The sequence below is a fragment of the Kitasatospora sp. NEAU-CNBT7 genome (assembly GCF_057220535.1).
The window spans coordinates 106991-130526 of record NZ_JBXQQB010000017.1 but is presented as its reverse complement, the minus strand read 5'-3'; the positions used below and the strand labels follow the sequence as shown (position 1 = coordinate 130526).

Below are 23536 nucleotides of genomic sequence, written 5' to 3'. Positions count from 1 at the left end.
CGTCGACTGCACCCCCATCATCGGCGCGGGCCCGGCCCGGGCCAAGGGCTGCGACGGCTTGCCTTTCGGGGCGAGTTCCTACTAATTTGCTTAGGAGATTAGTAGTGAGCGATCGACCCGACCCCAGGGAGCAGCACCACATGGGCCAGCACCGCCTCCCCTCCCCCGCCGGACGGCGCCGCCTCGGGGCCCTGGCCCTCGGCGCGGGGGGCGCCCTGCTGCTGCCGGCGGTCGCCGCGCACGCCGAGCCCAAGCCCTCGGAACAGGTCCAGCGGCAGGTGGACACGCTGTACGAGGAGGCGGAGGCGGCCACCGAGCAGTACAACGGGCTCCAGGAGCGCCAGCAGCAGCTGCAGGCCCGCACCGGCACCCTCCAAGAGGAACTCGCCGTTCAGCAGGGGAAGTTCAACGCGCTGCGGGAGACCCTCGGCGCGGTGGCCGCCGCCCAGTACCGCTCCGGCGGCCTCGACCCGGCCGTGCGTCTGATGCTGACCTCGGACGCGGACGACTACCTGGAGAGCGCCGGCCGCCAGGACACCGCGGCCGCCACCCAGCTCGGCGCCCTGGAGCAGCTCAAGGGCCAGCAGCGCCGCCTCGACCAGTTGCGCGCCGAGACCGCCGGCCGGCTCGGTGAACTCGACGGCGCCCGGCAGGCCGCGGCGGCCAAGAAGGCCGAGGTTCAGGGCCGGCTCGCCGAGGTCCAGCGGATCCTGGGCGGCCTCAAGGCGGGCGAGCGGGCCCGGGTGCTGGCCGGCGACCAGCCCGCCGCCTCCCGCAGCAGCGCCCGCACCCCGTACACCGGCCCGGCCACCGGGCGCACCAAGGACATCCTCGAGTTCGCCCACGCCCAGCTCGGCAAGCCCTACGTGTACGGCGCCACCGGCCCCGGCTCGTACGACTGCTCGGGGCTGACGCTGAAGGCGTTCGCGGCGGGCGGGGTGTCGCTGCCGCGTACCTCGCAGGCCCAGTTCGCGGCCGGCCAGAAGATCGCCAAGAGCCAGCTCCAGCCCGGTGACCTGGTGTTCTACTACGCGGACCTGCACCACGTCGGCATCTACCTGGGGGACGGGAAGCTGCTGCACGCCCCGCGCACCGGCAAGACCGTGGAGATCGTCGGCGTCGACGTGATGCCGTACGCGGGTGCGGTCCGCTACTGACGCCGCGGCCCGCCCTGCCCGGGCGGGCAGGGCGGGGGCCTCACAGCGGGGGGCTCAGAGCGCGGGGCTCAGAGCGCGGAGACGTTGACCGCGCTCGGGCCCTTCTGGCCGTCCTGGATCTCGAACTCCACGTGCTGGCCCTCGGCGAGGGTCTTGAAGCCGTTGCCCTGGATCGCCGAGAAGTGGACGAACACGTCCTTGCTGCCGTCCTCGGGTGCGATGAAGCCGAAGCCCTTCGTCTCGTTGAACCACTTGACCTGGCCCTTGATCTTCGCCATCGGAGCTCTCCTCGCGCACGCGTCGGGGGGGGCCGGCGGTCGCGCCGACGCGATCATGCCCAGCGGGAGGGCCCGGCTAACGGGGACCGCCGCGGCGGCCGCCGTCCGCGCCCCGGGCGGGCGGTCAGGAGAGTCCGGTGCCCGCCTGGTCGGCGGCCTCGTCGGCGGCCCGGGCCTCCCGCCGCCGGACCACGTCCTGACGGCGGGTCACCACCGCCACGGCGCCGAGCGCGGCGGCGGTGAAGGCGAGCACCCCGAGCCAGGGCCGGTCCACGGTGTGGCCGAGCGCGTGGTCCAGCGAGTAGCGCCCGGCGCCCGCCACACCGAGCGAGAGGCCGCAGGCGCCGAGCAGGGCCGGGTACTCGAAGCCGCCGCTGGTGACGAAGAAGCCGGCCGGCGCGTGCACGGAGATCGCACCGGCCATGGTGCCGGCGACCACCGACCCGGCGACGGGGGTGGCGAGGCCCAGCACCAGCATCGCGCCGCCGCCCGCCTCGCCGAGCCCGGAGGCGATGGCGCTCTGCCGGCCGGGCTCGAAGCCCATGTGTTCCATGGCCTGGGCGGTGCCCTCCAGGCCGCCGCCGCCGAACCAGCCGAACAGCTTCTGCGTGCCGTGGGCGACGAGGACACCGCCGACGGCGGTGCGCAGGGCCAGCAGGCCGAGGTCCTTGCGGTACAGACTGGTCATGGTGACGCCCCTGGGTCAGGTGGCACGGCCGGCGCCGCGTCCGTCCTTCCCATCCCAGCCCAGCCGCCGGGGCCGCTCGACCCGGGACCGCCATTCGGGCTAATCCGTAGCCCGATCCGTCCGACCCTGGAGCGCCGTGCCCGACCACCCGACGACCCCGGCCCACCCCGCTGACCTGCCGGTCTACCGGCTGTCCGGCGCGGACGTGACCGACCCGGCCGCGTTCTGGACGGCGCTCGGCCGCGCGGTCGGGGCTCCGGGCGGCTACTACGGCCGGAACCTCGACGCGCTCGCCGACTGCCTGCGCGGCGGCTACGGGCCGGTGCCGCCGTACGTGCTGGAGTGGGAGGACGCCCAGGTGGCCCGCCGGCGGCTGGCCGGGTGGCCCGGGGCGGCGGCAGGGGGCGGCGGGCCCAGCTACTTCGAGGCGATCGTGGCGGTGCTGGAGGAGGGCGGGGTGACGGTCCTGCTCCGCTGAACGGAACCGGACCGCCCCCCGCCCTCCGAGGGCGCGTCCTGCGGGCCCTCGTGATCCCCCGGCTGCCCCGCCCCGGTCAGTCCGCCCGGCGGGCCATCGCGACCCGGGAGCGGGTGAGTCCGGCGGCGAGCGCCCAGGAGAGCAGCGGCAGCCCGACCAGCACGGCGGCCAGGTAGGGCCACGGCAGCACCATCGGGTGGGTGCCGAGTTCGATCCCGCCGGTGGGGTCGACCGAGGCCACCGCGCCCGCGTTCTGCACCTGCTGGACGGCGGCGGCGGGCAGCAGGCCGGCCGCCGTGCCGAGCACCGCGCCGACGGCGGCGATCAGGGCGCACTGCAGACCGGAGAGCCTGCGCCGGATCCGGGTACCGGCGCCGACCGCCGCCAGGGTGGCGAGGTCGCGCTGGGAGTCCGCGGCCGCCAGGCCGCTGGCGATTCCGGCCGCGGCGAGGGCCACCACCGAGGCGGCGACCCCGAGGCCGAGCGCCACCACGTCGTCGTGGCCGCCCCGGTAGCCGCGCTCGACCCGCAGGTCGTTGCGGATGCCGTCCGCGGTGACCGCGGCGGCCGCCCGCTGTTCGGCGGCCGCGGTCGGTGCCTGCGCGGGCCGCCACACCGAGCCCGCGGGGGTGAGGACGAGACCGGCCCGCCGGGCCGCGTCCGGCGAGAGCACGGCCCGGACCGAGGGCACCTCGGCCTTGGCCGCCACGGCCGGCAGGGTGAGCGTGGAGGCGGTGTTGCCCTCCGGTCCCGTGGCGCCGAAGCGGGTGAGTGCGAGGGCCACCGAGCCGTCCTTGACCAGGGCGGGGTCGAGGACCACCACCCGGCCCTCGGCCAGCGCGGCGGCCGCCTCGGGCGCGTCCGCGCCGAGCAGGTTGTGCAGGACTGCGGCGTCGCCCGCGACCAGTTCGCCGAACGTCCGGGCGTCCGGGGCGACGGCCGGCCGGCACCGCGGGTCGGTCGCCAGCAGCCGCTCGGCGTTCTCGGTGGTGATCCGGGCGCCGTAGCTGTTGGCCGGCAGGCCGGACACCGGCGGGCAGAGGTTCTCCGCCGGGGTGGTCAGGGTGATCCGGCCGCAGAAGCTGTCCGGCGTACCGTCGCAGGCGCCGTAGCCGACCGTCTGCAGGTCGGCGCGCGGGCCGAGGCCGGGCACCGAGCGCTCGACCGCGGCCCGCGGACCGGCCGGGTCGCCGGCCTGGACCCGCAGGGTGACGGCGCCGGCCGGGGCCGACGGCGCGTAACCGGCGCGGGCCGCCGCCTCGGTGCCGGACTGGAAGGTCAGCACCGCCACCGCACCGGCCACCGCCGCCATCACCGCCGCGACGGCGGGCGCGGTGCGGCCGCGGTGGCGGCCGGCGTCGCGCAGCGCCAGCCGGGGGCCGAGCGGGAGCAGTCGGGCGAGCCGGCCGAGCCGCCCCACCAGGAAGGGCACGCACAGCACCAGGCCGAGTTCGGCGAGCACGGAGCCCGCCGCCACCACCCGGGTGCGGTAGCCGCTGGTGGCGCCGAGCAGGGCGAGCGCCGCGCCGGCCAGCACCGTCGTGGCGCCGAGCAGGGTGAGCCAGCGGGCCGGCGGGCGGACGGTGCCGCGGTCCGCGAGGGAGGCGGCCACGTCCTGCCGGGCCGCCTGGACGGCCGGGACGACCGCCGCGAGGACGGCCGTCAGCAGGCCGATCGCGGTGATCCCGAGCAGGTCGGCGGGCTCGACCGCGAAGTGGCCGAAGCGGGCCCCGGAGCGGCTCTCCAGCCAGGGCCGGCCGAGCGCCACCGCCAGGGTGCCGAGTCCGGCGCCGGCCAGTGCGCCGGCCCCGCCCAGCACCACGCCGCCGGCCAGCACCACGCCGCGTACGTGCGAGCGCTCACCGCCGCCGGCCGCGATCAGGCCGAGCTGCCGGCGGGAGCGCCGGGCGCCGACCGCGAAGGCCGGCCCGGCCAGCAGCACCATCTCCAGCAGGGCCATGCCGACCACGGTGGCGGCCACCGTGGACTTCTTGTCGGCGGCGAGCACGGCCTCGGTGTGGGAACGGGAGCCGTCGCGGTAGAGCGGGACCTCGCGGTCCGGCGGCGGGTCGGCCAGCACGGTGCGGGAGGCGACCGTGAAGCCGTACGCGTTGGCGTGCTGGACGTCCTGCCAGCCGAGTCCACCGCCGCCGGGGACGGTGACCAGCCAGCCGTGGGCGGCCGGGTCGTTCGCCGTGGACCGGCCGGCGGCGTTCAGGACGGGTTCGAGCAGCCCGGACAGCTCGCCCGGCCGGCCGATCAGGCGGTCGACGCCCAGGTCGCCCGGGTACTCGACGGCGGCGGTGATCCGCAGCGGCTGGGTGGTCCCGGCCAGGGTGGTCTGCTGGCCGACCTTCAGCCCCGCGTGCTCCAGGAAGGCGGTGGTCGCCGCGACCTCGTGGCCGCCGGACGGCCAGGCGCCCTCGCGCAGGGTGGTCAGGCCGCGGGCGGCCGGGGCGCCCAGGTCGACGCCGTACGCCTGCACGGGCAGCTGCCCGTAGGCGGTGCTGGTGCCGACGTAGCCGGCGGGTGTCTCGACGGGCAGCAGGACGGCGCCGCGCGGGAGGGCGGCTTCGACCAGCCGGTCGAGGGGCTGGCCGGCCCGGGCCGCCTCCTCCTCGGTCGGGGTGGGTTTGGCGCCGCGCTGCGACAGCACCTGGACGTCACCGGCCGGGTCCGGCGACTGCTGGAGCCGCCAGCCGGGCTGCCGGGCGGCCACGTACGCGTCGGCGGATCCCATCACCCGGGTCGCCTGCTCCTGCGGGGTCAGCCGGCCGCTGCGGGCGGTGATGTCGGCGGCGGTGACGCCGAGCACGGGGAGCGCGACCATGGCGATCACCAGGGCGCTGCGGCCCTTGGCCCGCAGGGCGTCGCGGCGGGCGATCCGCAGGGCGGCCCGCCAGGCGGAGAGCTTCACCGGGCACCGCCGTGGGCGCCGGGGGCGGTCGGGGCGGCGGGGCCGGTCGGGGCGGCGGGGCCGGTGGCCTCGGCGGGGTCGGTGATCCGGCCGTCGTGCAGCACGACCACCCGGTCCGCCCAGTTCGCGTGCCGGGGCTCGTGGGTGACCATGACGGTGGCGGCCCCGGCGGCGCAGCGGGAGCGCAGCACGGACAGGACGGCTTCGCCGGTGGCGGAGTCGAGGGCGCCGGTGGGTTCGTCGGCGAGGACCAGGCGGCGGTCGCCGATGAGCGCCCGGGCGATGGCCACCCGCTGCTGCTGGCCGCCGGACAGCTCGTCCGGGAAGCGGTCGGCGAGGTCGGCGATGCCGAGTTCGTCGAGGGCGGCGAGCGCCTCGGTGCGGGCGGTCCGGCCGGCGGCGCCGTCGAGTTCGCGCGGGATGGCGACGTTCTCGGCGGCGGTCAGGGCGGGGATCAGGTTGTAGTCCTGGAAGACGTAGCCGACCGAGCGGCGGCGGACGGCGGCGACGGCGTTGCGGGAGAGCGACCCCAGCGGGCGGCCCTCGATCACCACCTGGCCGGAGGTGGCCCGGTCCAGGCCGCCGGCGAGGGCGAGCAGGGTGGACTTGCCGGAGCCGCTGGGGCCCATCACCGCGACGAACTCGCCGGGGCGGACGGCCAGGTCGACGCCGCTGAGCGCGTGGACCTGGGCCGCGCCGCGGCCGTGCACCCGGGACACCCCCTGCAGGTGCAGGACGGCGCCCCCGGGTTCCCTGTGCTGTGTCGTCACTCTTCGGTTCTCCTCGCGTACGGGCGCTGTGCGCGGCCGCCCCCCTCGGTGCCTGCCGCGTCGCCGGGTGGCCCCGACGGTAGCGCATACCGAGTATGTATACCCGGTATGCCCATGGGCGGCAAGGTCAACAACGGCGGAGCCGAAGGCCCGGCGAACGGCGCACGGCCGGGCGGTACGGGCGGCGCGCAGCCGGGCGGTACGGGCGGCGCGCAGCCCGCCGGAGGCGGCCCCGCCGCACGCCAGGGAACGGGCTGGCCCGCGCACAGCGCCGAACCACCGCACCGGCGGAGCCGAAGGCCCAGCCGGGCGGTACGGGCGCAACGCACCCCGCCGGAGGCGGCCCCGCCGCACGCCGGGGACCGGGCCGCGGCGGGCTCAACACCCAACCGCCGCAGCCGCGGAGCCCGCGGCGACCGGCGCGCGGTTCACCGCCTCGGCGCCCGCACACGCCCCGACCGCACCGGCCGCCACGACGTCAGCGGCCTCAGCGGCACACACCCCGCCGGAGGCGGCCCCGCCGCGCGCCGGGGACCGGCCCGGGCACAGTGCCGAACCACCGCACCGGCGGAGCCGAAGGCCCAGCCGGGCGGTACGGGAGCAACGCACCCCGCCGGAGGCGGCCCCGCCGCACGCCAGGGGCCTGGCCGCGGCGGGCTCAACACCCAACCGCCGCACCGGCGGAGCCCGCGGCGACCGGCGCGCGGTTCACCGCCTCGGCGCCCGCACAGACCCCGACCGCGCCGACCGCACCGGCCGTCAGGACGTCAGCGGCCTCAGCGGACGCACGCCGCCGGAGGCGGCCCCGCCGCGCGCCGGGGACCGGCCCGGGCACAGTGCCGAACCACCGCACCGGCGGAGCCGAAGGCCCAGCCGGGCGGTACGGGCGCCACGCACCCCGCCGGAGGCGGCCCCGCCCCACGCCGGCGAACGGGCCGGGCTCAGTCCAAGGCGGCGGTGAACGCGCGGGCGCGGTCGGTGATCTCCCGCCAGCGGCCCGCGGCGACCAGGGCCGGGGTCACCACCTCGCTGCCCGCGCACACCGCCAGCGCACCGGCGGCCAGGAACTCGGCGGCGTTGTCGGCACTCACCCCGCCGGAGGCGATCAACGGCGTGCCGGGGAACGGGCCGTGCAGGTCCCTCAGGTAGCCGGGCCCGAAGGCGCGGGCGGGGAAGATCTTGACGGCGGCCGCGTCCAGGTCGACCGCGGCCGCGACCTCGGTGGGCGTCAGCGCGCCCATGATCACCGGGACCGTGCTCACCGCCGCCACCTCGGGCCGCAGCCCCGGCGTCACCAGGTACTCGGCGCCCGCGTCGACGGCCTGCGCGGCCGCGGTGGCGGTGAGCACCGTGCCCACCCCGATCCGGCAGCCGGTGCCGGCCGCCACCGCCCGGCGCAGGTGCGCGGTGACGCCCGGCGTGGTGAAGGTGAACTCCACCCAGCGGATGCCGCCCTCGGCGAGGGCGGCGCACAGCGCGGCGGCGTCGGGGATCGCCGGGGCGCGGACCACGGCTATCACGCGGTCCGCGGCGAGCGGGCGAAGGACGGTCATCGGGTCTCTCCGGTGGGTCGGCGGCGCAGGGTGCGGCCCGGCAGGGCGCCGGTCGGCCGGGAGTCGTCGATCACGGCGGTGCCGTTGACGAACACGTACGGGAGGCCGGCTGCGGGCTGCCGCGGCGCCTCGAAGGTGGCGGTGTCGCGGACCGTCATCGGGTCGAACAGCACCAGGTCGGCGGCGTACCCCCGGCGGATCAGCCCGCGCCGGTGCAGACCGAGCCGGCGGGCCGGCCGGCCGGTCATCCTGGCCACCGCCCCTTCCAGCGTGAGCACGCCCAACTCGCGCGCGTAGTGGCCGAGGTAGCGCGGGAAGGTGCCCCAGGCCCGGGGGTGCGGGCGGGCACCGGTGAGCAGCCCGTCGCTGCCCGCGGTGTGCACCCGGTGCCGCATGATGGCGCGGACGTTCGGTTCGTGGCCGACGTGCTGGAGGATGGTGGTGCCGAGCCGGTCGGCCAGCAGCAGGTCGAGGAAGGCCTCGGTGGCCCCGCCGTCGCCGGCCAGTTCGGCGACCGTTCGGCCGACCCGGTCGGCCAGACGCGGGTCGCGCACCCCCGAGATCTGGACGGCGGCCCAGTCGGCGACCACCCCGTGGCAGCCGTCGCTGCCGGACTCCTCCATGTCGACCCGGATCCGCGCCCGGGCGCCCGGGTCGGCCAGCCGTTCCAGGGTGCGGTCCGGGCCGCCCTCGGTGGACCAGGAGGGCAGCAGCGCGGCCAGCGTGGTGGAGCCCGGCAGATACGGGTAGCTGTCCAGGCTGAGGTCCAGGCCGTCGGCCAGGGCGGCGTCCACCAGTGCCAGGAACTCCTCGGCGCGGCCCTCGTTGACGCCGAAGTTCATGGTGGCGTGGGTGAGGTGGAGCGGGGCGCCGCTGCGCCGGGAGACCTCGATCATCTCGGCGTAGGCGGCCAGCGCCCCGGCGCCGTACGAGCGGGTGTGCGGGCAGTGGTAGCCGCCGTGCGCGGCCACCACCCGGCACAGTTCGGTGAGTTCGGCGGTCGGGGCGTACATGCCGGGGGTGTAGGTGAGTCCGCTGGACAGGCCGACCGCGCCCTCGCGCAGCCCCTGGGCGAGCAGCGTCCGCATCCGGTCGAGCTCCGCCGCGGTGGCGGGCCGGTCCTCCCAGCCGACGGCCAGCGCGCGCAGGGTGCCGTGCGGGACCAGGTAGCAGGCGTTGGCGGCGAGGCCGGAGGCGTCCAGCCGGTCGAGGTACTGGCCGACGGTGCGCCAGTTCCAGGCGAAGCCGTCCGGATCGCCGTTCCAGCCGGCGAGTTGGCGGCGCAGCCGGTCCAGGGTGTCGTCGTCCACCGGCGCGTAGGACAGGCCGTCCTGGCCGAGCACCTCCGAGGTGACGCCCTGGCCGACCTTGGCGAGGTGCGCCGGCTCGGTGAGGACGGCCAGGTCGGAGTGGGCGTGCATGTCGATGAAGCCGGGGGCCAGCACCAGTCCGTCGGCGTCGATGGTGCGGGCGGCGGGGGTGCCGTCGGGTTCGGTGATCACGCCGCCGGTGACGGCGAGGTCGGCGCGGCGGCGGCCGGCTCCGGTGCCGTCGATGATCCAGGCGCCCCGGATCAGCAGGTCCGGCATCAGAAGAAGGTCCTCACCAGGTCGACCACGCGCGGGACTTCGGCGTCGGCGGAGTCGAGCACCGGGATCAGGGTCCACTTGTCGAAGGCGGTGCACGGGTGCGAGATGCCGAGCCGTACGACGTCGCCGATCCGCACGTCGGCGTCGCGCAGGAACGCGTGCTGGTCGTTGAGCGCGCTGACGGTTCCGGTCAGCGGGCCCCGGCCGCGCACCAGTTGCGGCTGCGGCAGGCCCAGGTCGTACGGCAGGTCGCGGCGGCCGCCGTCCAGCAGGGCGAGGGCGGGCTCGGGCCGGGAGACCACCCGGGCCCAGCCGTGCAGGGCGGCCCGGAAGGGTTCGGCGTCCGGGGTCCGGCCGAACGGCGAGATGCCGCGGTAGAAGCCGTCGTCGTGGGCGGCGTACGCGCCGGAGCGCAGCACCACCCGGGTGCGCGGCCCGGCCAGCGGCGCGAGGTGGTCCGCGACGGTGTCGAAGAAGGCGCTGCCGCCGGCCGTGACCCAGACCTCCTCGGTCTCGTACCGGCCGGTCAGCTCGTGGTGCAGCTCGGCGAGGTGGGCGAGGTAGCGGATGACGGTGGCGACCGAGTCGTCCGAGCCGTCCGGGCCGAGCGGTCCCTCGTAGCCGCTGACCCCGGCCAGCCGCAGGCCGGGCGCGGCGAGCACGGCGTCGGCCACCTCGACGGCCTCGGCGACGGTGCGGGCGCCGGTCCGGCCGCCGCGGGCACCGAGTTCGACGCAGACGTCGACCGGGGCCGGGGCGCCGCGCAGCGCCCGGTCCATCAGGGCGACGGAGTCGGTGGAGTCGACCCAGCAGGCGAACCGGAACTCCGGGTCGGCGGCGAGTTCGCCGGTCAGCCAGCGCAGGCCGGCCGGGTCGAGCAGGGAGTTGGCCAGGTGGATCCGGCGCAGGCCGAAGGCGCGGCCGACGCGCAGCTGCGGCAGGTTGGCCAGGGTGATCGCGACGGCCCCGGCGTCGAGGTGGCGCTGCCACAGCGCGGGGGCCATCGAGGTCTTGCCGTGCGGGGCGAGCTCCACGCCGGCGCGTTCGCACCAGTCCGCCATGGTGCGCAGGTTGTGGTCGAGGGCGCCCGCGTCGAGGGTGACCAGCGGGGTGCCGAGGTCGTCCAGGGTCGGGCCGGTGGCCAGGTACTCGGCGACGGTCCGGCCCGCGGCGGCGGCCGGCGCGGCCTTGAACCGCCAGTCCAGCCGCTCCTCGGCGAGCGCCGCCACCCTGGCACGGTCGATGGACTCCACCGGGACCACCCCTTCTCTGTTGCGTTATCCGCAACGGTCGTTGCACAGGCTGTGGACGTGATCTAACCTCAGGTCCAGACCACTGGTCAACGACCCCGCCCCCGCCCGTCTGGAGCCGCCCGGTGACCACCCCCGCCGCCGTCTGTCTCGGTGAGTCGATGGCCGTGCTGATGCCGGAACGGACCGGGCCGCTGGAGGACGCCGAGACCTTCCGGCGCGGCTTCGGCGGCGCGGAGTCCAACGTCGCCTGCGCCCTGGCCGCGCTCGGCGTCGGCGCCGCCTGGATCAGCCGGGTCGGCGCGGACGGCCTCGGCCGCAGCCTGGTGGCCCGGATCGCCGCGCACGGCGTCGACACCTCGGCGGTGTCCGTCGACCCCGACCGCCCCACCGGCCTCTACCTCAAGGAGACCGGCGCGGGCGACGGCCACCCGTACGACCTGGGCGCCGGCCGCAGCCGCCTGCACTACTACCGGCGCGGCTCGGCCGCCTCCGCGATGGGCCCCGAGGTGCTGGCCGACCCGGTGGCCGCGCCGCTGCTGGACGGCGCGAGCCTGATCCACCTGACCGGCATCACCCCCGCGCTCTCCGACAGCTGCCACCGCCTGGTGCGCTCACTGCTGGCGGTACCGGGCCGCCGGATCAGCTTCGACCTCAACTGGCGGCCCGCGCTGTGGGCCGGCCGGGACCGGCAGGCGCTGCGGTTCCTGATGAACGGTTCGCAGATCGTGCTGCTGGGCGCCGACGAGGCCCGCGAGGTGCTCGGCACCGACGACCCGGCGGCCCTGCGCAGGCTGCTGCCGCGGCCCGAGGTGCTGGTGCTCAAGGACGACGGGCACCGCTCGACCGCCATCGCCCCGGACGGCTCCACCCTCGCCGAACCGGCCCTGCGGGTCGAGGTGGTGGAGCCGACCGGCGCCGGGGACGGCTTCGCCGCCGGCTACCTGGCGGGCGTCCTGCGCGGCCTGCCCGAACGCGGCCGGCTGCGGCTCGGGCACCTGACCGCGGCCGCGGCGCTGACCCACCGGGGCGACCTCGCCGTCCCGCCGCCGCCGGAGACGGTCGACCGGCTGCTCGCCGCGGACGAGGCCGGCTGGGCCGCCGTCCGGGTGGACGCGGCCGGTTTCCACCCGGACGGCGCCCGGTGAGCAGCACGACGGTCGCCCGCGCGATGCGGCTGCTGGCCGAACTCGCCGAGGGCGAACGGACCCTGGAGCAGCTGGCGGCCGTCCTGGACGCGCACAAGAGCACCGCGCTGCGGCTGCTGCGGCCGATGGAGGAGGCCCGGGTGGTGCAGCGCGACGCCGCCCACCGCTACCGGCTGGGCCCGCAGCTGTTCGCGCTGGCCGGCCAGGCGCTGGAGCAGCGCGGGGTGCGGACGGTGGCCGCCGGGCACCTGCGCGAGCTGAACGCGGCCACCGGCCAGACCGTGCACCTGGCCGCCTACGAGGGCGGCGAGGTGGTCTACATCGACAAGTACGACTCCCGGCACCCGGTGCGGATGTACTCCCGGATCGGGCTGCGGGCCGCGCTGCACTGCGCCGCGGTGTCCAAGGTGCTGCTGGCCGGGCTCCCCCCGGCCGAGCGGCGCAGGGTGGTGGCGGGGATCGAGCTGACGCCGTTCACCGCGAACACCCTGACCACGCCCGAGGCGCTGCTGTCCGAGCTGGACCGGGTGGCCGAACGGGGCTGGGCCCGGGACCGCGCCGAGCACGAGTCGTTCATCAACTGCGTGGCCGCGCCCGTCCGGGACGCCACCGGCCGGGTGGTCGCGGCCGCCTCGCTGTCGGTGCCGGACGTGCTGCTGCCGTACGAGGGGGTGCTGGCGCTGCTGCCGCAACTGCTGGCCACCGCCGCCGCCATCTCCGCCGACTGCGGCCACCGGCCCGCCGGCTGACCGGCCGACCGGCCGACCCACCGCCGGATCGCACGACCGACCCGAACCAACGACCCGACCCGACCGACTGGAGCGATGCAGATGAAGACCGAGGTCCGTACCGACGGCGCGCCCGCCCCCGCCTGGGTGTTCTCCCAGGGCGTCCGCAAGGGGCCGCTGCTGCAGGTCTCCGGGCAGGGCCCGCAGGACCCGGCCACCTCCGCGTACCTGTACCCGGGGGACGTGAAGGCGCAGACCCTGCGGACGCTGGAGAACGTCCGGGCGGTGCTGGAGGCGGGCGGCGCGACCGTCGAGGACGTGCTGATGTTCCGGGTCTACCTGACCAAGCGGGAGGACTTCGGTCCGATGAACGAGGTCTACGGCGAGTTCATCGCGCGTCACCTGCCCGAGGGCGGGGTGAAGCCCTGCCGCACCACCGTCTTCGTGGAACTGCCGCACGAGGCGATGCTGGTGGAGATCGACGCCCAGGCGTACATCGGCTGAGCCGCCTCCGGGCGGGGCCCGCCGTCAGGCGCAGAGGCCGTCGACGTACTCCTCGAAACCGGGGAACTCGGCCTGCGCGGCGGCGACGATCTCGGCCGCGGGACGCCGGGCTCCGGGCGCGTGGCGTCCGGCGATCGCGGCCAGCGCGGGCATCGGGTGCTCCGGCCGGTCCGGGTACTCGACCGCCTCCAGCGGGCCGAGCCCGGCGGCCAGCAGCCACAGCAGGTCGGCCAGCGAACCGGCCGCCACCCCCGCCTCGCCCTCGGAACCGAGGAAGACCACCGGCTGCTCGGCCACCGGCCGGCCCGGGCGCACCAGCCAGAAGGCGGCGTAGCCACCGGTGCCGTCCTGGCCGAACACCCGGAACGCGGCGGCGTCGGCCTCGGGGTTCCCGGTCCAGGACAGCAGCCAGTCGGCGGTGTCCTCGGCCGTCAGGAAGGCGTCGAACGGCTCGTAGTCGATGCCGTCCTCGGCGTAGTCGAAGGCGGACCCGGCCACCTCGGCCACCTCGGCGAGGGCTGCGGGGAGGGTCCGGTCGTCGGTGATCGTCATGGCGGCAGGCTAGCCCGTGTCCGACGGGTCGCGCCGGACCGGCGTGCGGCGCCGGTCGCCCGGCCGGGCGCGCGGGACGGGCGCCCCGGGACGCGCCGCTCAGCCCGGGGCGATCAGCGGGCGCCAGGGCACCGGGCTGGAGAGGATCATCGAGCTGGCCGGCTGGCCGTAGCCGGCCAGCCGGTCGATCAGCCGCTCGAAGGCGGCCATGTCGGCGACGCCGATCAGCAGGGTGCAGCAGGCGCCGCCGGTCACCCGGTGCAGCTGGAGGACCTCGGGCCAGTCCGGCACCGCAGGGTCCCGCAGCAGGCAGCGCGGGCCGTAGCACTGGATCGATACCAGGGCCATCACGGCCACCCCGGCCCGGGCCGGGTCGATGTGCGCGTGGTACCCGGCGATCACCCCGTCGGCCTCCAGCCGGCGGACCCGTTCGGCGACGGCGGGCGCGGAGAGGTTCACCCGGCGGGAGAGCTCGTTGTAGGAGAGGCGGGCGTCGGCCTGCAGTTCGGCCAGCAGCAGGCGGTCCACGGCGTCCATCACGGCTCCCTCCGGTCGGCGGGCACCGGCCCCATCCGCCGGCGGTCGCGGTTTGTCGGATCCGGCTTTGCGTTCGGAAGGCCGAACCCGGCGAACGGCTTGCGTCCGCAAGGCTGACAGCCGCATCGGATGCCCGTCGCCCATTCAAGACCAGCGCGCGCCACCGCACAATAGGTGCCACCCCGCCGGTAGGCGGGCGATCCCAGGCGCTCCAGGAGGAACCGGTATGAATGGGGACGCCGCAGACCGGCCGAACCTCTCCTTCCGCGACGGGGAGGAGCCGGGCACCGGCACCCCGTACGCCCGCTACGTCCACCTCGACACGCTGCACAGCCTCCAGCAGCCCCGCAGCAAGGTGCCGGCCGAGCTGTCGTTCATCATCACCACCCAGGTGATGGAGCTGCTCTTCGACCTGCTGCAGCACGAGTGGACCTCCGCCCAGCACGCGCTGCGCGAGGACGACCTGACCGCCGCGCTCGCCGCCCTGCGGCGCGGCGCCCACGTCCAGGACGTGCTGGTCTCCTCCTGGGACCTGCTGGCCACCATGACCCCCGCCGAGTTCAACGGCTTCCGCTCGGTGCTCGGCGAGGCCTCTGGCTTCCAGTCCTCGGCCTTCCTGCGGCTGGAGTTCCTGCTCGGCAACAAGAGCGAGTCGCTGCTGCGGATGTACGAGCAGTCCCCGGCCACCCACGCCGACCTCGCCGCCGCGCTGCACGCCCCCAGCCTGTACGACGACGCGCTGGCGCTGCTGGACCGGCGCGGCATCGCGGCGCCGCACCGGCCCGTCCCCGCCCGCCACCAGGCCAGCGAGCAGGTCGAGCAGGCCTGGCACACCGTCTACTCGGACCCGGAGCTGGCCGAACTGGCCCGGCTCGGCGAGGCCCTGCTGGACACCGCCGAGCGGGTCACCCGCTGGCGCCAGCGGCACTACGCCGCCGTCAAGCGCTCGATGGGCGCCAAGCCCGGCACCGGCGGCTCCAGCGGCCTGAACTGGCTGAAGCAGTCCGCCGACCAGGACGTCTTCCCCGAGCTGTGGAACGTGAGGAACGCCCTGTGACCGCCACCCGCGCCGACTGCGCCGCCCTCGACGCCGCCGACCCGCTGGCCCACCTGCGCGAGGAGTTCGCGCTGCCCGCCGGTGTGCTCTACCTGGACGGCAACTCGCTGGGCGCGCTGCCCCGCGGCACCTCGGACCGGATCCGCCGGATGGTCGAGCTGGAGTGGGGCCAGGGCCTGATCCGCAGCTGGAACGACGCCGGCTGGTACCAGCTGCCGCAGGGCCTCGGCGAGCGGATCGCACCGCTGGTCGGCGCCGCGCCCGGCCAGCTGGTGGTCTGCGACTCCACCTCGGTCAACCTGTTCAAGGTGCTCGGCGCGGCCCTGCGGCTGCGCCCCGGCCGCACCACCGTGCTCGCCGAGCACGGCGCCTTCCCCACCGACCTGTACATCACCGAGGGCGCCACCGCCCTGTTCGACGGGGTCGAGCCGGTCCTGCTGCCGACCGCCGCCGACCTCGGCCGGCTGCTCGACGAGCAGGTCGCGGCCGTGGTGCTGTCGCACGTCGACTACCGCACCGGCGAACTGCTGGACATGGCCGCGATCACCGAACAGGTGCACCGCGCCGGGGCCCTGATGATCTGGGACCTGTGCCACAGCGCCGGCGCCCTGCCGGTCGCCCTGGACGCCTGCGGGGTCGACTTCGCCGTCGGCTGCACCTACAAGTACCTCAACGGCGGCCCCGGCGCGCCCGCCTTCCTGTACGCCGCCGACCGCCACCAGGCCGACGCCCGGCAGCCGCTCAGCGGCTGGTTCGGGCACGCCCGGCCGTTCGCCTTCGAGCCCGGCTACGCCCCCGTCGACGGCGTGCGGCGCTTCCTGACCGGCACGCCCCCGCTGCTCGGGATGGGCGCCCTGGAGGCCGGCCTGGACGTCTGGGAGAAGGTCGACCTGCACGCCGTACGGGCCAAGAGCCTCGCGCTGAGCGGCCTGTTCCTCGACCTGGTCGCGCCGCTCGGCCTGCCGTCCGTCACCCCGGCCGAGGACGCCCGCCGCGGCAGCCAGGTCTCGCTGCGGCACCCGGACGGCTACGCCGTGATGCAGGCGCTGATCGGGCGCGGGGTGATCGGCGACTTCCGCGCGCCCGACCTGCTGCGCTTCGGCTTCACCCCGCTCTACCTCTCGTACACCGACGTCTTCGACGCCGCCCGGCACCTCGCCGAGGTGCTGGACGGCGGCGAGTGGCGCGAGGAGCGCTTCAGCCGGCGGGGGGCGGTGACGTAGCGAAGGCGTTCTCCAGCGACTCCCAGGACAGCGGCCGGGCGGCCGGGATCCGGGTCTCGTGCGCGACCTGGACGATCCGCACCGCCAGCCGGTGCACCGTCAGCTCGTAGCGGCCCCGGGACCGGCCGGTGCGCATCAGCCCGTACAGGCCGCCGCCCTGCGGGTCCGGCCCCGGGCCGACGTGCTCCAGGCCGAGCCGCCGGGCCGGCTCGGGCAGCAGCGCCGGCTCGGTCGGCAGCCACTGCACCGGCACGATCCCGCTCGACCAGCCGGCCGCCGCCCTGGGCGCGCGCTCGGCCCGCCGGGCGAAGCCGTACCACTCCCGGCCGCACCGCTCGTCGGCGAAGTACTGCGGCGAGTACAGCGGGACGAAGACCCGGCAGCCCGCCAGCGCCTCGGTGATCTGCCAGCGGGCCCAGCTGTCCAGCTCCGAACCGCGGTCGGCGAACCCCGCCGGGACCGCCGTCGGCAGGTCGGTGAGCTGCAGCACCTCCTCGCTCAGGTCGTCGAACAGCTGGTCCACCCAGCGACCGGCCGCCGGGCCGCGCGCGTAGCTCAGGAAGAAGTACGGCCGCGGGACCTCCAGCGGCTGCACCTCGCGCCACCGGCCGCCCCCGTGCGAGGGCCGCACCGCGGCCGGCCCGAGCCCCAGCGGCAGCGCCGCGTTGCGCGACAGCGGGAAGGTCCGCCCGCCGTCCGGCTCCCGGACCCCGAACGACGGCGCGGGCTGCTCGAACAGTGCCAGCGAGATCACCTGACTGGCCGTCAATTCTCGGGGCAGGGAAGGGTCGCCCTGCCGCAGTGCGGCGGCCAGGCAGCCCGCGACCGAGCGCTCGGCCGGATCCCGCACCCCCATCACCAGATGGCCGTCCAGCTGCACCGCCGGGGCGGGCGGCGCCTCCGCCGACGGCTCCGCCGAGCCGTCCAGGATCAGCAGCCGCTTGGCGGCCGCCGCACCCGCCACCACCGCCGCCACCGCCTGCCAGCCCACCACGGGCACCCGCTCCGCGGCGGGGGTCCCCGGTTCGGCCCCCGGCAGCGGCGCCGGACCGCCCAGATGGACGATCAGCGCGTCCTCGGCCTCCTGGGCGGCCCGGCGCAGCGCCCGCAGGAAGCCCTCCGGGTCGTCCTCGCCGAGCCAGATGTGCCGCCGGTCCAGCCCCACCAGGTACGGATCGGCCAGGGCCTCGGCCAGCCCGGCCAGTTCGCGCAGCGCCCGGTACTCGTCGGGGGTGCGCGGCTCGCCCGGGTCCTGCCGGGCCGTGGTGAGCAGCAGCACCGCCCGGGAGCGCTCCGGGTCGGGCAGTCCCTCGGCGGCCGGTGCCGCGGCCGGGGGCTGCGGGGTGCCCTGGCGGTGGGCGGCGCCCGGGGTCCGCCCGGCCGGCTGCCCGGGGCCGGAGGCCCGGTCGCGGTCCCGGTCGCGGTCCCGGCCCTCGGCCCCGGCCCGGTCGAAGGGCCGGAACTCGGCGCGGCCGCGGGCCCCGAGCAGGTCCAGCGCGTCCGGGTCGACCAGCGCGAACGGGCGCTGCTCCAGCAGCGCCGCCATCCCGCCGCGGTCGGTGGGGGCGAGCGCCGGGAACGGGCTGCGGGCGGCGCCGCGGCCGGAGGCGTCGGCGAGCTCGCCGCCGATCCTGGTCAGCAGCTCGACGGCCTGGTGCGCCAGCGAACGTGGCACGGTCCCCAGCAGGACGTCCCGCACCCCGGCCCGGAAGTCGTAGTAGCCCTGGCGTCCGGTGTGCTCCCGCAGCAGCCCGCTGACCACGATCTCGGCCAGGTGCTGCGGCTGCGGGCGGGCGAATCCGGCCCGCTGGAGCAGCCGCATCACCGGCAGCGCCGGGGTGGTCAGCGCGGTCAGCCCGGCCAGCGCGAAGGCCTCCCGGGAGGCGGTGGAACGGAACCGCAGCACCAGCTCCTCGGCGGTCAGCTCCTCCGGCTCCGGACCGGTCCCGCCCTCGGCACCGCACCGGTCGGCGCCGACCAGCAGGGCCGCGCCGAACACCCGCCCGCCGGTCGGACTGCCCACCAGCTGGGCCCAGTTGGCGAGCCAGATGGCGGAGGGCTCCAGGACCGGCAGCGCGACCGTGCCGGGCGGCCGGGCCGCGGCGGCCGGCGCGAAGCCGTACCCGGCGGCGGGCTGGCCGGCCTCCGCCGCGGTGAACTCCCCGGCCGCGGCCGGCACCGCCGCCAGCGGCCACAGCCGCTCGGGCAGCGGCTGCACCACGGCGACCGGCACCCGGCGGGCCAGGCCCAGCATGGTGCGGTGCCAGCGGTCGCCCGCCGCGCCGGGCCGCCACTGCGGGCCCATGCAGTCGCTCAGCACCAGCACGGCGCTGCGGCCGTCGGTCGGCCGGCACTCGGTCAGGGCGCCGTCGGCGCCGAGCCGGGCGGTCTCCACGGTCCGGAAGGCGCCGGTCTGCTGGAGCACGCCGCGCAGTTCGCGGGCGAGCGGGCGCCACATCGCCATGGTCGGGCCGCAGTCCAGGACCAGGTGGACGTCGAGCCAGCGCTCGGTGTCCGGGCGCAGCACCGGCAGCCAGCGCAGCCCGCCGCCCTCGCGGGGTGCCGCGCCCTCGCGGGGTGCGGCCGGCCCGCGGGGCCGTTCCGGGGAGCGCAGGGCCTCGGCGAGCCGGTCGGCGGTGGCGGCCTCGTCCAGCAGGCGGCGCCGGGGGTGCGCGACCAGGCGCTTGAGCGGGCGCAGCGCACGCTGGAGCATCAGCGGGCGGGCCAGCATCGGGGGGCTGGCGGCGGAGACCGGGGCGGCGTCGGTCAGCCCGTCGGCCGGGTCGAGGGAGGGCAGGTGCAGGGCGGTGCGGGCCGGTCCCGGCTCCTTGCCGCCGCCCGTGGTCCAGCCGGCGCCGCCGGTGCCGGCGCCGCCGGGCCCGTCCGGGTCCCGCCCGTCCTCGCCGGGCGGGGCGGCCGGTTCCGGCTCGGCGTCGGCGCCGGCCTCGGCGCCGCGGGCGGCCAGCCAGAGCAGCTCGGCCAGCTCGACCGGGCCGGGTTCGCCCAGCCCGAGGCCGGTGAGCAGGGCGGCCAGCCGGTCGAGGCCGCCGGTCTCAGAAGACATCGTCGTCCCGGCCGCGGCTGAGGTAGGGCATCACCTGGGCGGCGAGCGCCGCCCGGTCGGCGGCGTCGGCCAGTTCGGGCCGGCTGGTCAGGTAGATGGCGTTCAGCAGCTGGTCGGTGGCCAGTTCGCCCTCCTCCCGGCGGGACAGGAAGACCTGTACCAGCTCGTCCACCAACTCGGCGTCCGCCTCCGGCAGGTGGGACTTGACGATGGCCTCCAGCTCGGGGCCCTGCGGCCGGCGCAGCTCCAGCACCACGCAGCGGCGCAGGAACGCGGCCGGGAACTCCCGTTCGGCGTTGCTGGTCAGCACGGTGAACGGGAAGGCCCGGCAGCGGACCCGGCCGCCGCGGATCGGCGCCCGGGTGCCGCCGTCGGCCGTCAGCACCCGGGCCTCGGGCTGCTGCGGGGCGGCGCGGACCAGTTCGTCGATCTCGTACTGGCCCTCCTCCAGGACGTGCAGCAGGTCGTTGGGCAGGTCCAGGTCGCCCTTGTCGATCTCGTCGATGAGCAGCACCCGGGGGCGTCCGTACGGCAGCAGGGCGGTGCCGAGCGGGCCGAGCCGCAGGTGTTCGTCCAGGTCGGAGGAGCGGGCGTCCGGGCCGGCCTGGTTGGCGGCGTAGAGCCGGGACAGCGGGTCGTACTGGTAGAGGCCGTCGCGCAGGCTGGAGCGGCTGGTGACGTTCCAGCGCAGCACCGGCCCGAGCCCCAGCTCCCGGGCGACCGCGTACGGCAGGCTGGACTTGCCGCCGCCGGGCGGGCCGGTGACCAGCAGCGGGCGGCGCAGGTGCAGGGCGGCGTTGACCAGTTCGACGGTCTCCCGGGTGGGGCGGAAGGTCTGGGCCCGGTGGCCGACCGGGGTCGGTCCGGCCCCGGCGGGGCCGGCGGGCGGGTCGAGCACGGGGCCGCCGTCGAAGGCCCGCCAGGGCGGCGGGGCGGGCAACTCGGCGATGCCGTCGTGGGGTTCGGCGGCGCCTCGGTAGATCCGCTTCAACGGCATGGGCCTGTGCTCCTGGTCGGTCTCGCGTCGCCGGTGGGCGCTGAACGGGGTGCGGTCGGGGCTCGGGGACTTCTCGCGGCCGGTCACGGGTCGGCGCCGCGCAGCGGTGGTGCGGTCGGGACGGTACGGAACGGGCGGGCCGGGCTCGGCACGATCTGCGGGTCCTCCCAGAGCAGCACCAGGTCGGCCGCCCAGTGCCCCCGAGGATCGTCACTCTCCTCCGCCCGGTGCCGCAACTCCTTGACCCGGCGCGGGAGATCGGCGGGCCCGAGATCGACCAGTTCGGCCGCCAGTCTGGCCAGGAACTGCTCTCCGCGGCAGCTTCGGGCCGGTGCGTGCTCGGTGGGGCAGGGGCACCGGGCCCAGAGCACCGCGGGGGCGCCGGCCTTGAGGGCCGCGGCCAGCAGCCGGTCGTAGGGGGCGCCGCGCGGCGGGCCGGGGAAGGCGGGCAGTTCGGGCCGCTCGGGCGGGCGCAGCTGGTGGTAGAGCTTCTTGTGGTCCGGCGGGTCGGCGCAGGCCAGGGCGTGCAGCCGGGTGGTCCGCTGGTCCCGTAACGCGGCCCACTTGCGCTCCAGTTGGAGCCGGTCGGCGGGGTCGGCACGGCGCTGTTCGTCGACCACGACGACCGCGTGGTCGGCGCCGAGCGGGCCGTAGTCGGTGTCCCTGGCCCAGGTGTGGACGGGCTCGGTGAGCAGCCGGCGGGGCAGGGCGAAGACCACCAGTTCGGCGCCGTCGGTCTCCAGCAGGCCGAGCTCGTGGTCGATCCGCTCCCGGACGAAGCGGCGGATGCCGGGGCCGAGGCGCAGCGCGGCCCGGCTGTGCGGGTCGACCGTCCGGCCGGCCCGGACGGCGGAGACGGTCACGTGGAACAGTGCCCGGCCGGCCCCGCTCGGGCTGATCTCGACCAGGATCGGGCGCCAGCGCTCGCCGCCCGGCGCCGCGGCGGCGGGGGGCGTGGCGGGGGCTCCCGGCGCGGGGGCGCCGGGGGCGGGGGGCGGTTCGGCGGGGCCGTCGTAGGTGAGCGCCCAGTCGGCGAGCCAGCTGCGCAGCTCGGTGCCGAGCCGGGCGGCCGCCGTGGCGCCCGCGGCCCCTGCGGCTTCGGCGGCCTCGGCGGTGCGGCTCACGAAGGCGACCGCGGGGTGGGCCCGGCCGGGCGGCGCCAGGGTCTCGGTCAGCAGGTACCAGCAGGCCTCCCAGAGGGTGGCGGGCCGGGTCGGCGGTTCCTGGCAGCCGAGCGGGCCGACGGCCGCGCGGTACAGCTCCAGCGGATCGGCCGGAGCTGCGGCGCCGACCAGCAGCAACCTCAACTCCCGTACGGCCAGCGGCGGCAGGGGCAGCTGAGGGAGCCGGTCGGCGAGCTGCGGAACATAGCCGGCGATCACTTCGCCGGGCAGCATCCGGCCGAGCCGGACCGCCGGACGGCCGCGGTCGCCGGGGCTGCGCGGGATGCCGAGGGTGTCCTGCGCGGCGGTCACCATCCCGACCACCTCGCCGGTGTCGGCGATCACCACCGGTCCGCCGCTGAACCCCGGGGAGAGCGGCATCCCGGTCCCCTCGTGCTCGAGTTGGAGCTGCTCGCCGCCGATCCGGAAGCCGCCCCTGGTGAGCCGGACCTCGCTGCTGAGCCCGCTGTCGTGGCCGACCGGGAAGCCGTACGCGGCGAGGGCGGCGCCCTGCCAGGCCCAGCGGTGCGGCGGGGCGAAGACCGCGGGTCCGGCCACCTCCGGCGGCACCGGGCGGTCCAGCAGCAGCACGGCCACGTCACCGCCGCCGGCCGGACGTCCGGGCCAGGGGCCGCGCAGCACCACGGTGGCGGACAGCGGCGGGTGGTCGGGGCGGTTGACCAGGCGGACGGTGGCCCGCCGGGCGCCGTGCACCACGTGGGCGCAGGTGAGCACCTCCCGTTCGGAGATCAGCATGCCCGCCCCGACGCTGGGGGCGGCCGCCTCCGTGTCGATCCGGGCCAGCCAGCGGACCTCCTGCATCGGCGGGCTCAGGGCCGGTCCGGACGGCCCGGGCTGTCGCCTCCCCAGGAGAGTCTGACGGTCAGGTGGGCCTCGCCGCCGGTGCGGGCTATCAGGGCGCCGGCCTCGGCGGTCAGTTTCACGCCGAACTCGATCTCCACCCCGTCGGGCCGGAGCGTGCCGTCCCGGAACACCGCGAGCGCGGCCGCGGCGGCCGCCCTGACCCCGTCCAGCGCCTGCTCGAACCCGGCCCGGGCGTGCCGGACCTGCCCGTCCACGCCCCGGCCGACCGGCTCCATGCCGTAGGGGGCGCCGTACGGGTCCGGGTGGCCGTCCGCGGTGGCGGCGGTCTCGACGCGGACCACGGCGCCCTCGTCGGTCAGGAACTCGATGCAGTCCGGCACGGCGCGCCCCCCGGGGAGGTTGTGGTGGCCCGATCTGGTCTGTGGCGATCGTTGCACAGCCTGCACGCACCACGCAGCAGTCAAACCTGATCCGGATGTGAGCTGTCTCCCCGTCAATTCACGCGACACACAAGCAGAATCATGCATATCGTCGGCACCATGGGACCTCTGGAGCCGAACTACGCCGAGCTCGCTCTCGGACTCGTGGTGTTCTTCCTGATCTTCGCCGCGCTGGCCAACGTGATCCTCCCCCGGGCCGAGCGAATACTCTCCGAGCGGCGGGACGCCACCGAGGGCCGGCAGGAACGCGCCGAGGCGCTGCGGGCCGAGGCCGACGCGACGCTGGCCGCGCTCCGCGCCGAGATCGGCGCCGCCCAGCACGAGGCCGCCCGGATCCGCCAGGAGGCCACCGACGAGGGCGCCGCGCTGATCGCCGCGATCCGGGCCGAGGGGCAGCGCGAGCGCGCCGAACTGGTCACCTCCGCCCGCGCCGCGATCGCCCTCGACCGGGAGCTCGCCGAGATCGAACTGCGGGCCGGGCTCGGCGGGCTCGCCGTGGAGCTGGCCGGCCGGGTGGTGGGCGAACCGCTCGCCGCCTTCGCCGCGGAGCGGGACAGCGTCGAGCGGTTCCTCGCCGAACAGGACGGCACCGCCCGGCCGCAGCGCCACTGACCGACC

Annotated in this window: 21 protein-coding genes; 8 read left to right on the top strand and 13 right to left on the bottom strand. The window is 76.8% G+C overall.

What is annotated here, in order from left to right:
• The first annotated feature begins 104 nt into the window (after window positions 1-104).
• Window positions 105-1157: a C40 family peptidase gene (locus AC2TEW_RS22445; RefSeq protein ID WP_484625116.1), complete on the top strand. Its 1053-nt coding sequence runs from the start codon at window positions 105-107 to the stop codon at window positions 1155-1157.
• Window positions 1158-1225: 68 nt separating this feature from the next.
• On the opposite strand, the gene cspE is transcribed toward AC2TEW_RS22445, so the two are convergent.
• Window positions 1226-1435, bottom strand: coding sequence for a transcription antiterminator/RNA stability regulator CspE (cspE, locus tag AC2TEW_RS22440; RefSeq protein WP_033824473.1), 210 nt, complete (start codon window positions 1433-1435; stop codon window positions 1226-1228).
• Window positions 1436-1559: 124 nt separating this feature from the next.
• A complete protein-coding gene (locus AC2TEW_RS22435) occupies window positions 1560-2123 on the bottom strand; it encodes a DoxX family protein (RefSeq protein WP_484625115.1) in 564 nt (187 codons plus the stop codon).
• Window positions 2124-2259: 136 nt separating this feature from the next.
• Between AC2TEW_RS22435 and AC2TEW_RS22430 the strand changes: the two genes are divergently transcribed.
• Entirely contained in the window at window positions 2260-2601 is a 342-nt protein-coding gene (locus tag AC2TEW_RS22430) for a barstar family protein (RefSeq protein WP_484625114.1), read from the top strand.
• A gap of 76 nt (window positions 2602-2677) precedes the next feature.
• On the opposite strand, the gene AC2TEW_RS22425 is transcribed toward AC2TEW_RS22430, so the two are convergent.
• The 5 genes from AC2TEW_RS22425 to AC2TEW_RS22405 form a co-directional block, all read right to left on the bottom strand.
• Window positions 2678-5518 carry an FtsX-like permease family protein gene (locus AC2TEW_RS22425; RefSeq protein WP_484625113.1) on the bottom strand — a complete coding sequence of 947 codons (2841 nt, stop codon included), beginning with the start codon at window positions 5516-5518 and terminating at the stop codon, window positions 2678-2680.
• Window positions 5515-6288 carry an ABC transporter ATP-binding protein gene (locus AC2TEW_RS22420; RefSeq protein ID WP_484625112.1) on the bottom strand — a complete coding sequence of 258 codons (774 nt, stop codon included), beginning with the start codon at window positions 6286-6288 and terminating at the stop codon, window positions 5515-5517. The genes AC2TEW_RS22425 and AC2TEW_RS22420 overlap by 4 nt, the downstream gene beginning before the upstream one ends.
• A gap of 941 nt (window positions 6289-7229) precedes the next feature.
• Window positions 7230-7841 carry a bifunctional 4-hydroxy-2-oxoglutarate aldolase/2-dehydro-3-deoxy-phosphogluconate aldolase gene (locus AC2TEW_RS22415; protein WP_484625111.1) on the bottom strand — a complete coding sequence of 204 codons (612 nt, stop codon included), beginning with the start codon at window positions 7839-7841 and terminating at the stop codon, window positions 7230-7232.
• Window positions 7838-9430: an N-acyl-D-amino-acid deacylase family protein gene (locus AC2TEW_RS22410; protein WP_484625110.1), complete on the bottom strand. Its 1593-nt coding sequence runs from the start codon at window positions 9428-9430 to the stop codon at window positions 7838-7840. Before AC2TEW_RS22410 ends, AC2TEW_RS22415 begins: the two co-directional genes overlap by 4 nt.
• Complete coding sequence (locus tag AC2TEW_RS22405) at window positions 9430-10683, bottom strand: alanine racemase (protein ID WP_484625109.1); 1254 nt, start codon at window positions 10681-10683, stop codon at window positions 9430-9432. The genes AC2TEW_RS22410 and AC2TEW_RS22405 overlap by 1 nt, the downstream gene beginning before the upstream one ends.
• Window positions 10684-10805: 122 nt before the next feature.
• Here AC2TEW_RS22405 and AC2TEW_RS22400 point away from each other — a divergent pair, with 122 nt between their 5' ends.
• From AC2TEW_RS22400 to AC2TEW_RS22390, 3 genes are all read left to right on the top strand, one after another.
• A complete protein-coding gene (locus AC2TEW_RS22400; RefSeq protein ID WP_484625108.1) occupies window positions 10806-11828 on the top strand; it encodes a sugar kinase in 1023 nt (340 codons plus the stop codon).
• Complete coding sequence (locus tag AC2TEW_RS22395) at window positions 11825-12577, top strand: IclR family transcriptional regulator (protein ID WP_484625107.1); 753 nt, start codon at window positions 11825-11827, stop codon at window positions 12575-12577. The genes AC2TEW_RS22400 and AC2TEW_RS22395 overlap by 4 nt, the downstream gene beginning before the upstream one ends.
• An 81-nt stretch (window positions 12578-12658) precedes the next feature.
• Complete coding sequence (locus tag AC2TEW_RS22390) at window positions 12659-13060, top strand: RidA family protein (protein WP_368666614.1); 402 nt, start codon at window positions 12659-12661, stop codon at window positions 13058-13060.
• Between the two features lie 24 nt (window positions 13061-13084).
• Here AC2TEW_RS22390 and AC2TEW_RS22385 read toward each other — a convergent pair whose 3' ends face one another.
• Together AC2TEW_RS22385 and AC2TEW_RS22380 are read right to left on the bottom strand one after the other, a co-directional pair.
• Window positions 13085-13612, bottom strand: coding sequence for an SMI1/KNR4 family protein (locus AC2TEW_RS22385; protein WP_484625106.1), 528 nt, complete (start codon window positions 13610-13612; stop codon window positions 13085-13087).
• 99 nt (window positions 13613-13711) lie between these two features.
• A complete protein-coding gene (locus tag AC2TEW_RS22380) occupies window positions 13712-14149 on the bottom strand; it encodes an Lrp/AsnC family transcriptional regulator (protein ID WP_199520432.1) in 438 nt (145 codons plus the stop codon).
• Between the two features lie 226 nt (window positions 14150-14375).
• Here AC2TEW_RS22380 and AC2TEW_RS22375 point away from each other — a divergent pair, with 226 nt between their 5' ends.
• Complete coding sequence (locus AC2TEW_RS22375; protein WP_484625105.1) at window positions 14376-15206, top strand: tryptophan 2,3-dioxygenase; 831 nt, start codon at window positions 14376-14378, stop codon at window positions 15204-15206.
• The gene (kynU, locus tag AC2TEW_RS22370; RefSeq protein ID WP_484625104.1) at window positions 15203-16429 is read left to right on the top strand and encodes a kynureninase; all 1227 of its coding nucleotides are present in this window, start codon (window positions 15203-15205) and stop codon (window positions 16427-16429) included. Before AC2TEW_RS22375 ends, kynU begins: the two co-directional genes overlap by 4 nt.
• On the opposite strand, the gene AC2TEW_RS22365 is transcribed toward kynU, so the two are convergent.
• From AC2TEW_RS22365 to AC2TEW_RS22350, 4 genes are all read right to left on the bottom strand, one after another.
• The gene (locus AC2TEW_RS22365; protein WP_484625103.1) at window positions 16404-19493 is read right to left on the bottom strand and encodes a TIR-like protein FxsC; all 3090 of its coding nucleotides are present in this window, start codon (window positions 19491-19493) and stop codon (window positions 16404-16406) included. The two genes, kynU and AC2TEW_RS22365, sit on opposite strands and share 26 nt — an antisense overlap.
• A complete protein-coding gene (locus AC2TEW_RS22360; protein WP_484625102.1) occupies window positions 19483-20490 on the bottom strand; it encodes an AAA family ATPase in 1008 nt (335 codons plus the stop codon). Before AC2TEW_RS22360 ends, AC2TEW_RS22365 begins: the two co-directional genes overlap by 11 nt.
• Window positions 20491-20573: 83 nt before the next feature.
• Window positions 20574-22475 (bottom strand): VMAP-C domain-containing protein, encoded by a 1902-nt coding sequence (locus tag AC2TEW_RS22355; protein ID WP_484625101.1) that lies wholly within the window; start codon window positions 22473-22475, stop codon window positions 20574-20576.
• Window positions 22476-22483: 8 nt separating this feature from the next.
• A complete protein-coding gene (locus AC2TEW_RS22350) occupies window positions 22484-22858 on the bottom strand; it encodes a CU044_2847 family protein (protein WP_484625100.1) in 375 nt (124 codons plus the stop codon).
• Between the two features lie 159 nt (window positions 22859-23017).
• On the opposite strand from AC2TEW_RS22350, the gene AC2TEW_RS22345 reads away from it, so the two are divergent.
• Complete coding sequence (locus tag AC2TEW_RS22345; protein WP_484625099.1) at window positions 23018-23530, top strand: F0F1 ATP synthase subunit B family protein; 513 nt, start codon at window positions 23018-23020, stop codon at window positions 23528-23530.
• The last annotated feature ends 6 nt before the right edge of the window (window positions 23531-23536 follow it).

Coding starts and splice junctions, on each gene's coding strand:
- AC2TEW_RS22345 (WP_484625099.1), top strand. CDS start 23,018: ATGGGACCTCTGGAGCCGAACTACGCCGAGCTCGCTCTCGGACTCGTG.
- AC2TEW_RS22385 (WP_484625106.1), bottom strand. CDS start 13,612: ATGACGATCACCGACGACCGGACCCTCCCCGCAGCCCTCGCCGAGGTG.
- AC2TEW_RS22390 (WP_368666614.1), top strand. CDS start 12,659: ATGAAGACCGAGGTCCGTACCGACGGCGCGCCCGCCCCCGCCTGGGTG.
- AC2TEW_RS22415 (WP_484625111.1), bottom strand. CDS start 7,841: ATGACCGTCCTTCGCCCGCTCGCCGCGGACCGCGTGATAGCCGTGGTC.
- AC2TEW_RS22360 (WP_484625102.1), bottom strand. CDS start 20,490: ATGCCGTTGAAGCGGATCTACCGAGGCGCCGCCGAACCCCACGACGGC.
- AC2TEW_RS22380 (WP_199520432.1), bottom strand. CDS start 14,149: ATGGACGCCGTGGACCGCCTGCTGCTGGCCGAACTGCAGGCCGACGCC.
- cspE (WP_033824473.1), bottom strand. CDS start 1,435: ATGGCGAAGATCAAGGGCCAGGTCAAGTGGTTCAACGAGACGAAGGGC.
- AC2TEW_RS22375 (WP_484625105.1), top strand. CDS start 14,376: ATGAATGGGGACGCCGCAGACCGGCCGAACCTCTCCTTCCGCGACGGG.
- AC2TEW_RS22410 (WP_484625110.1), bottom strand. CDS start 9,430: ATGCCGGACCTGCTGATCCGGGGCGCCTGGATCATCGACGGCACCGGA.
- AC2TEW_RS22365 (WP_484625103.1), bottom strand. CDS start 19,493: ATGTCTTCTGAGACCGGCGGCCTCGACCGGCTGGCCGCCCTGCTCACC.
- AC2TEW_RS22355 (WP_484625101.1), bottom strand. CDS start 22,475: ATGCAGGAGGTCCGCTGGCTGGCCCGGATCGACACGGAGGCGGCCGCC.
- AC2TEW_RS22435 (WP_484625115.1), bottom strand. CDS start 2,123: ATGACCAGTCTGTACCGCAAGGACCTCGGCCTGCTGGCCCTGCGCACC.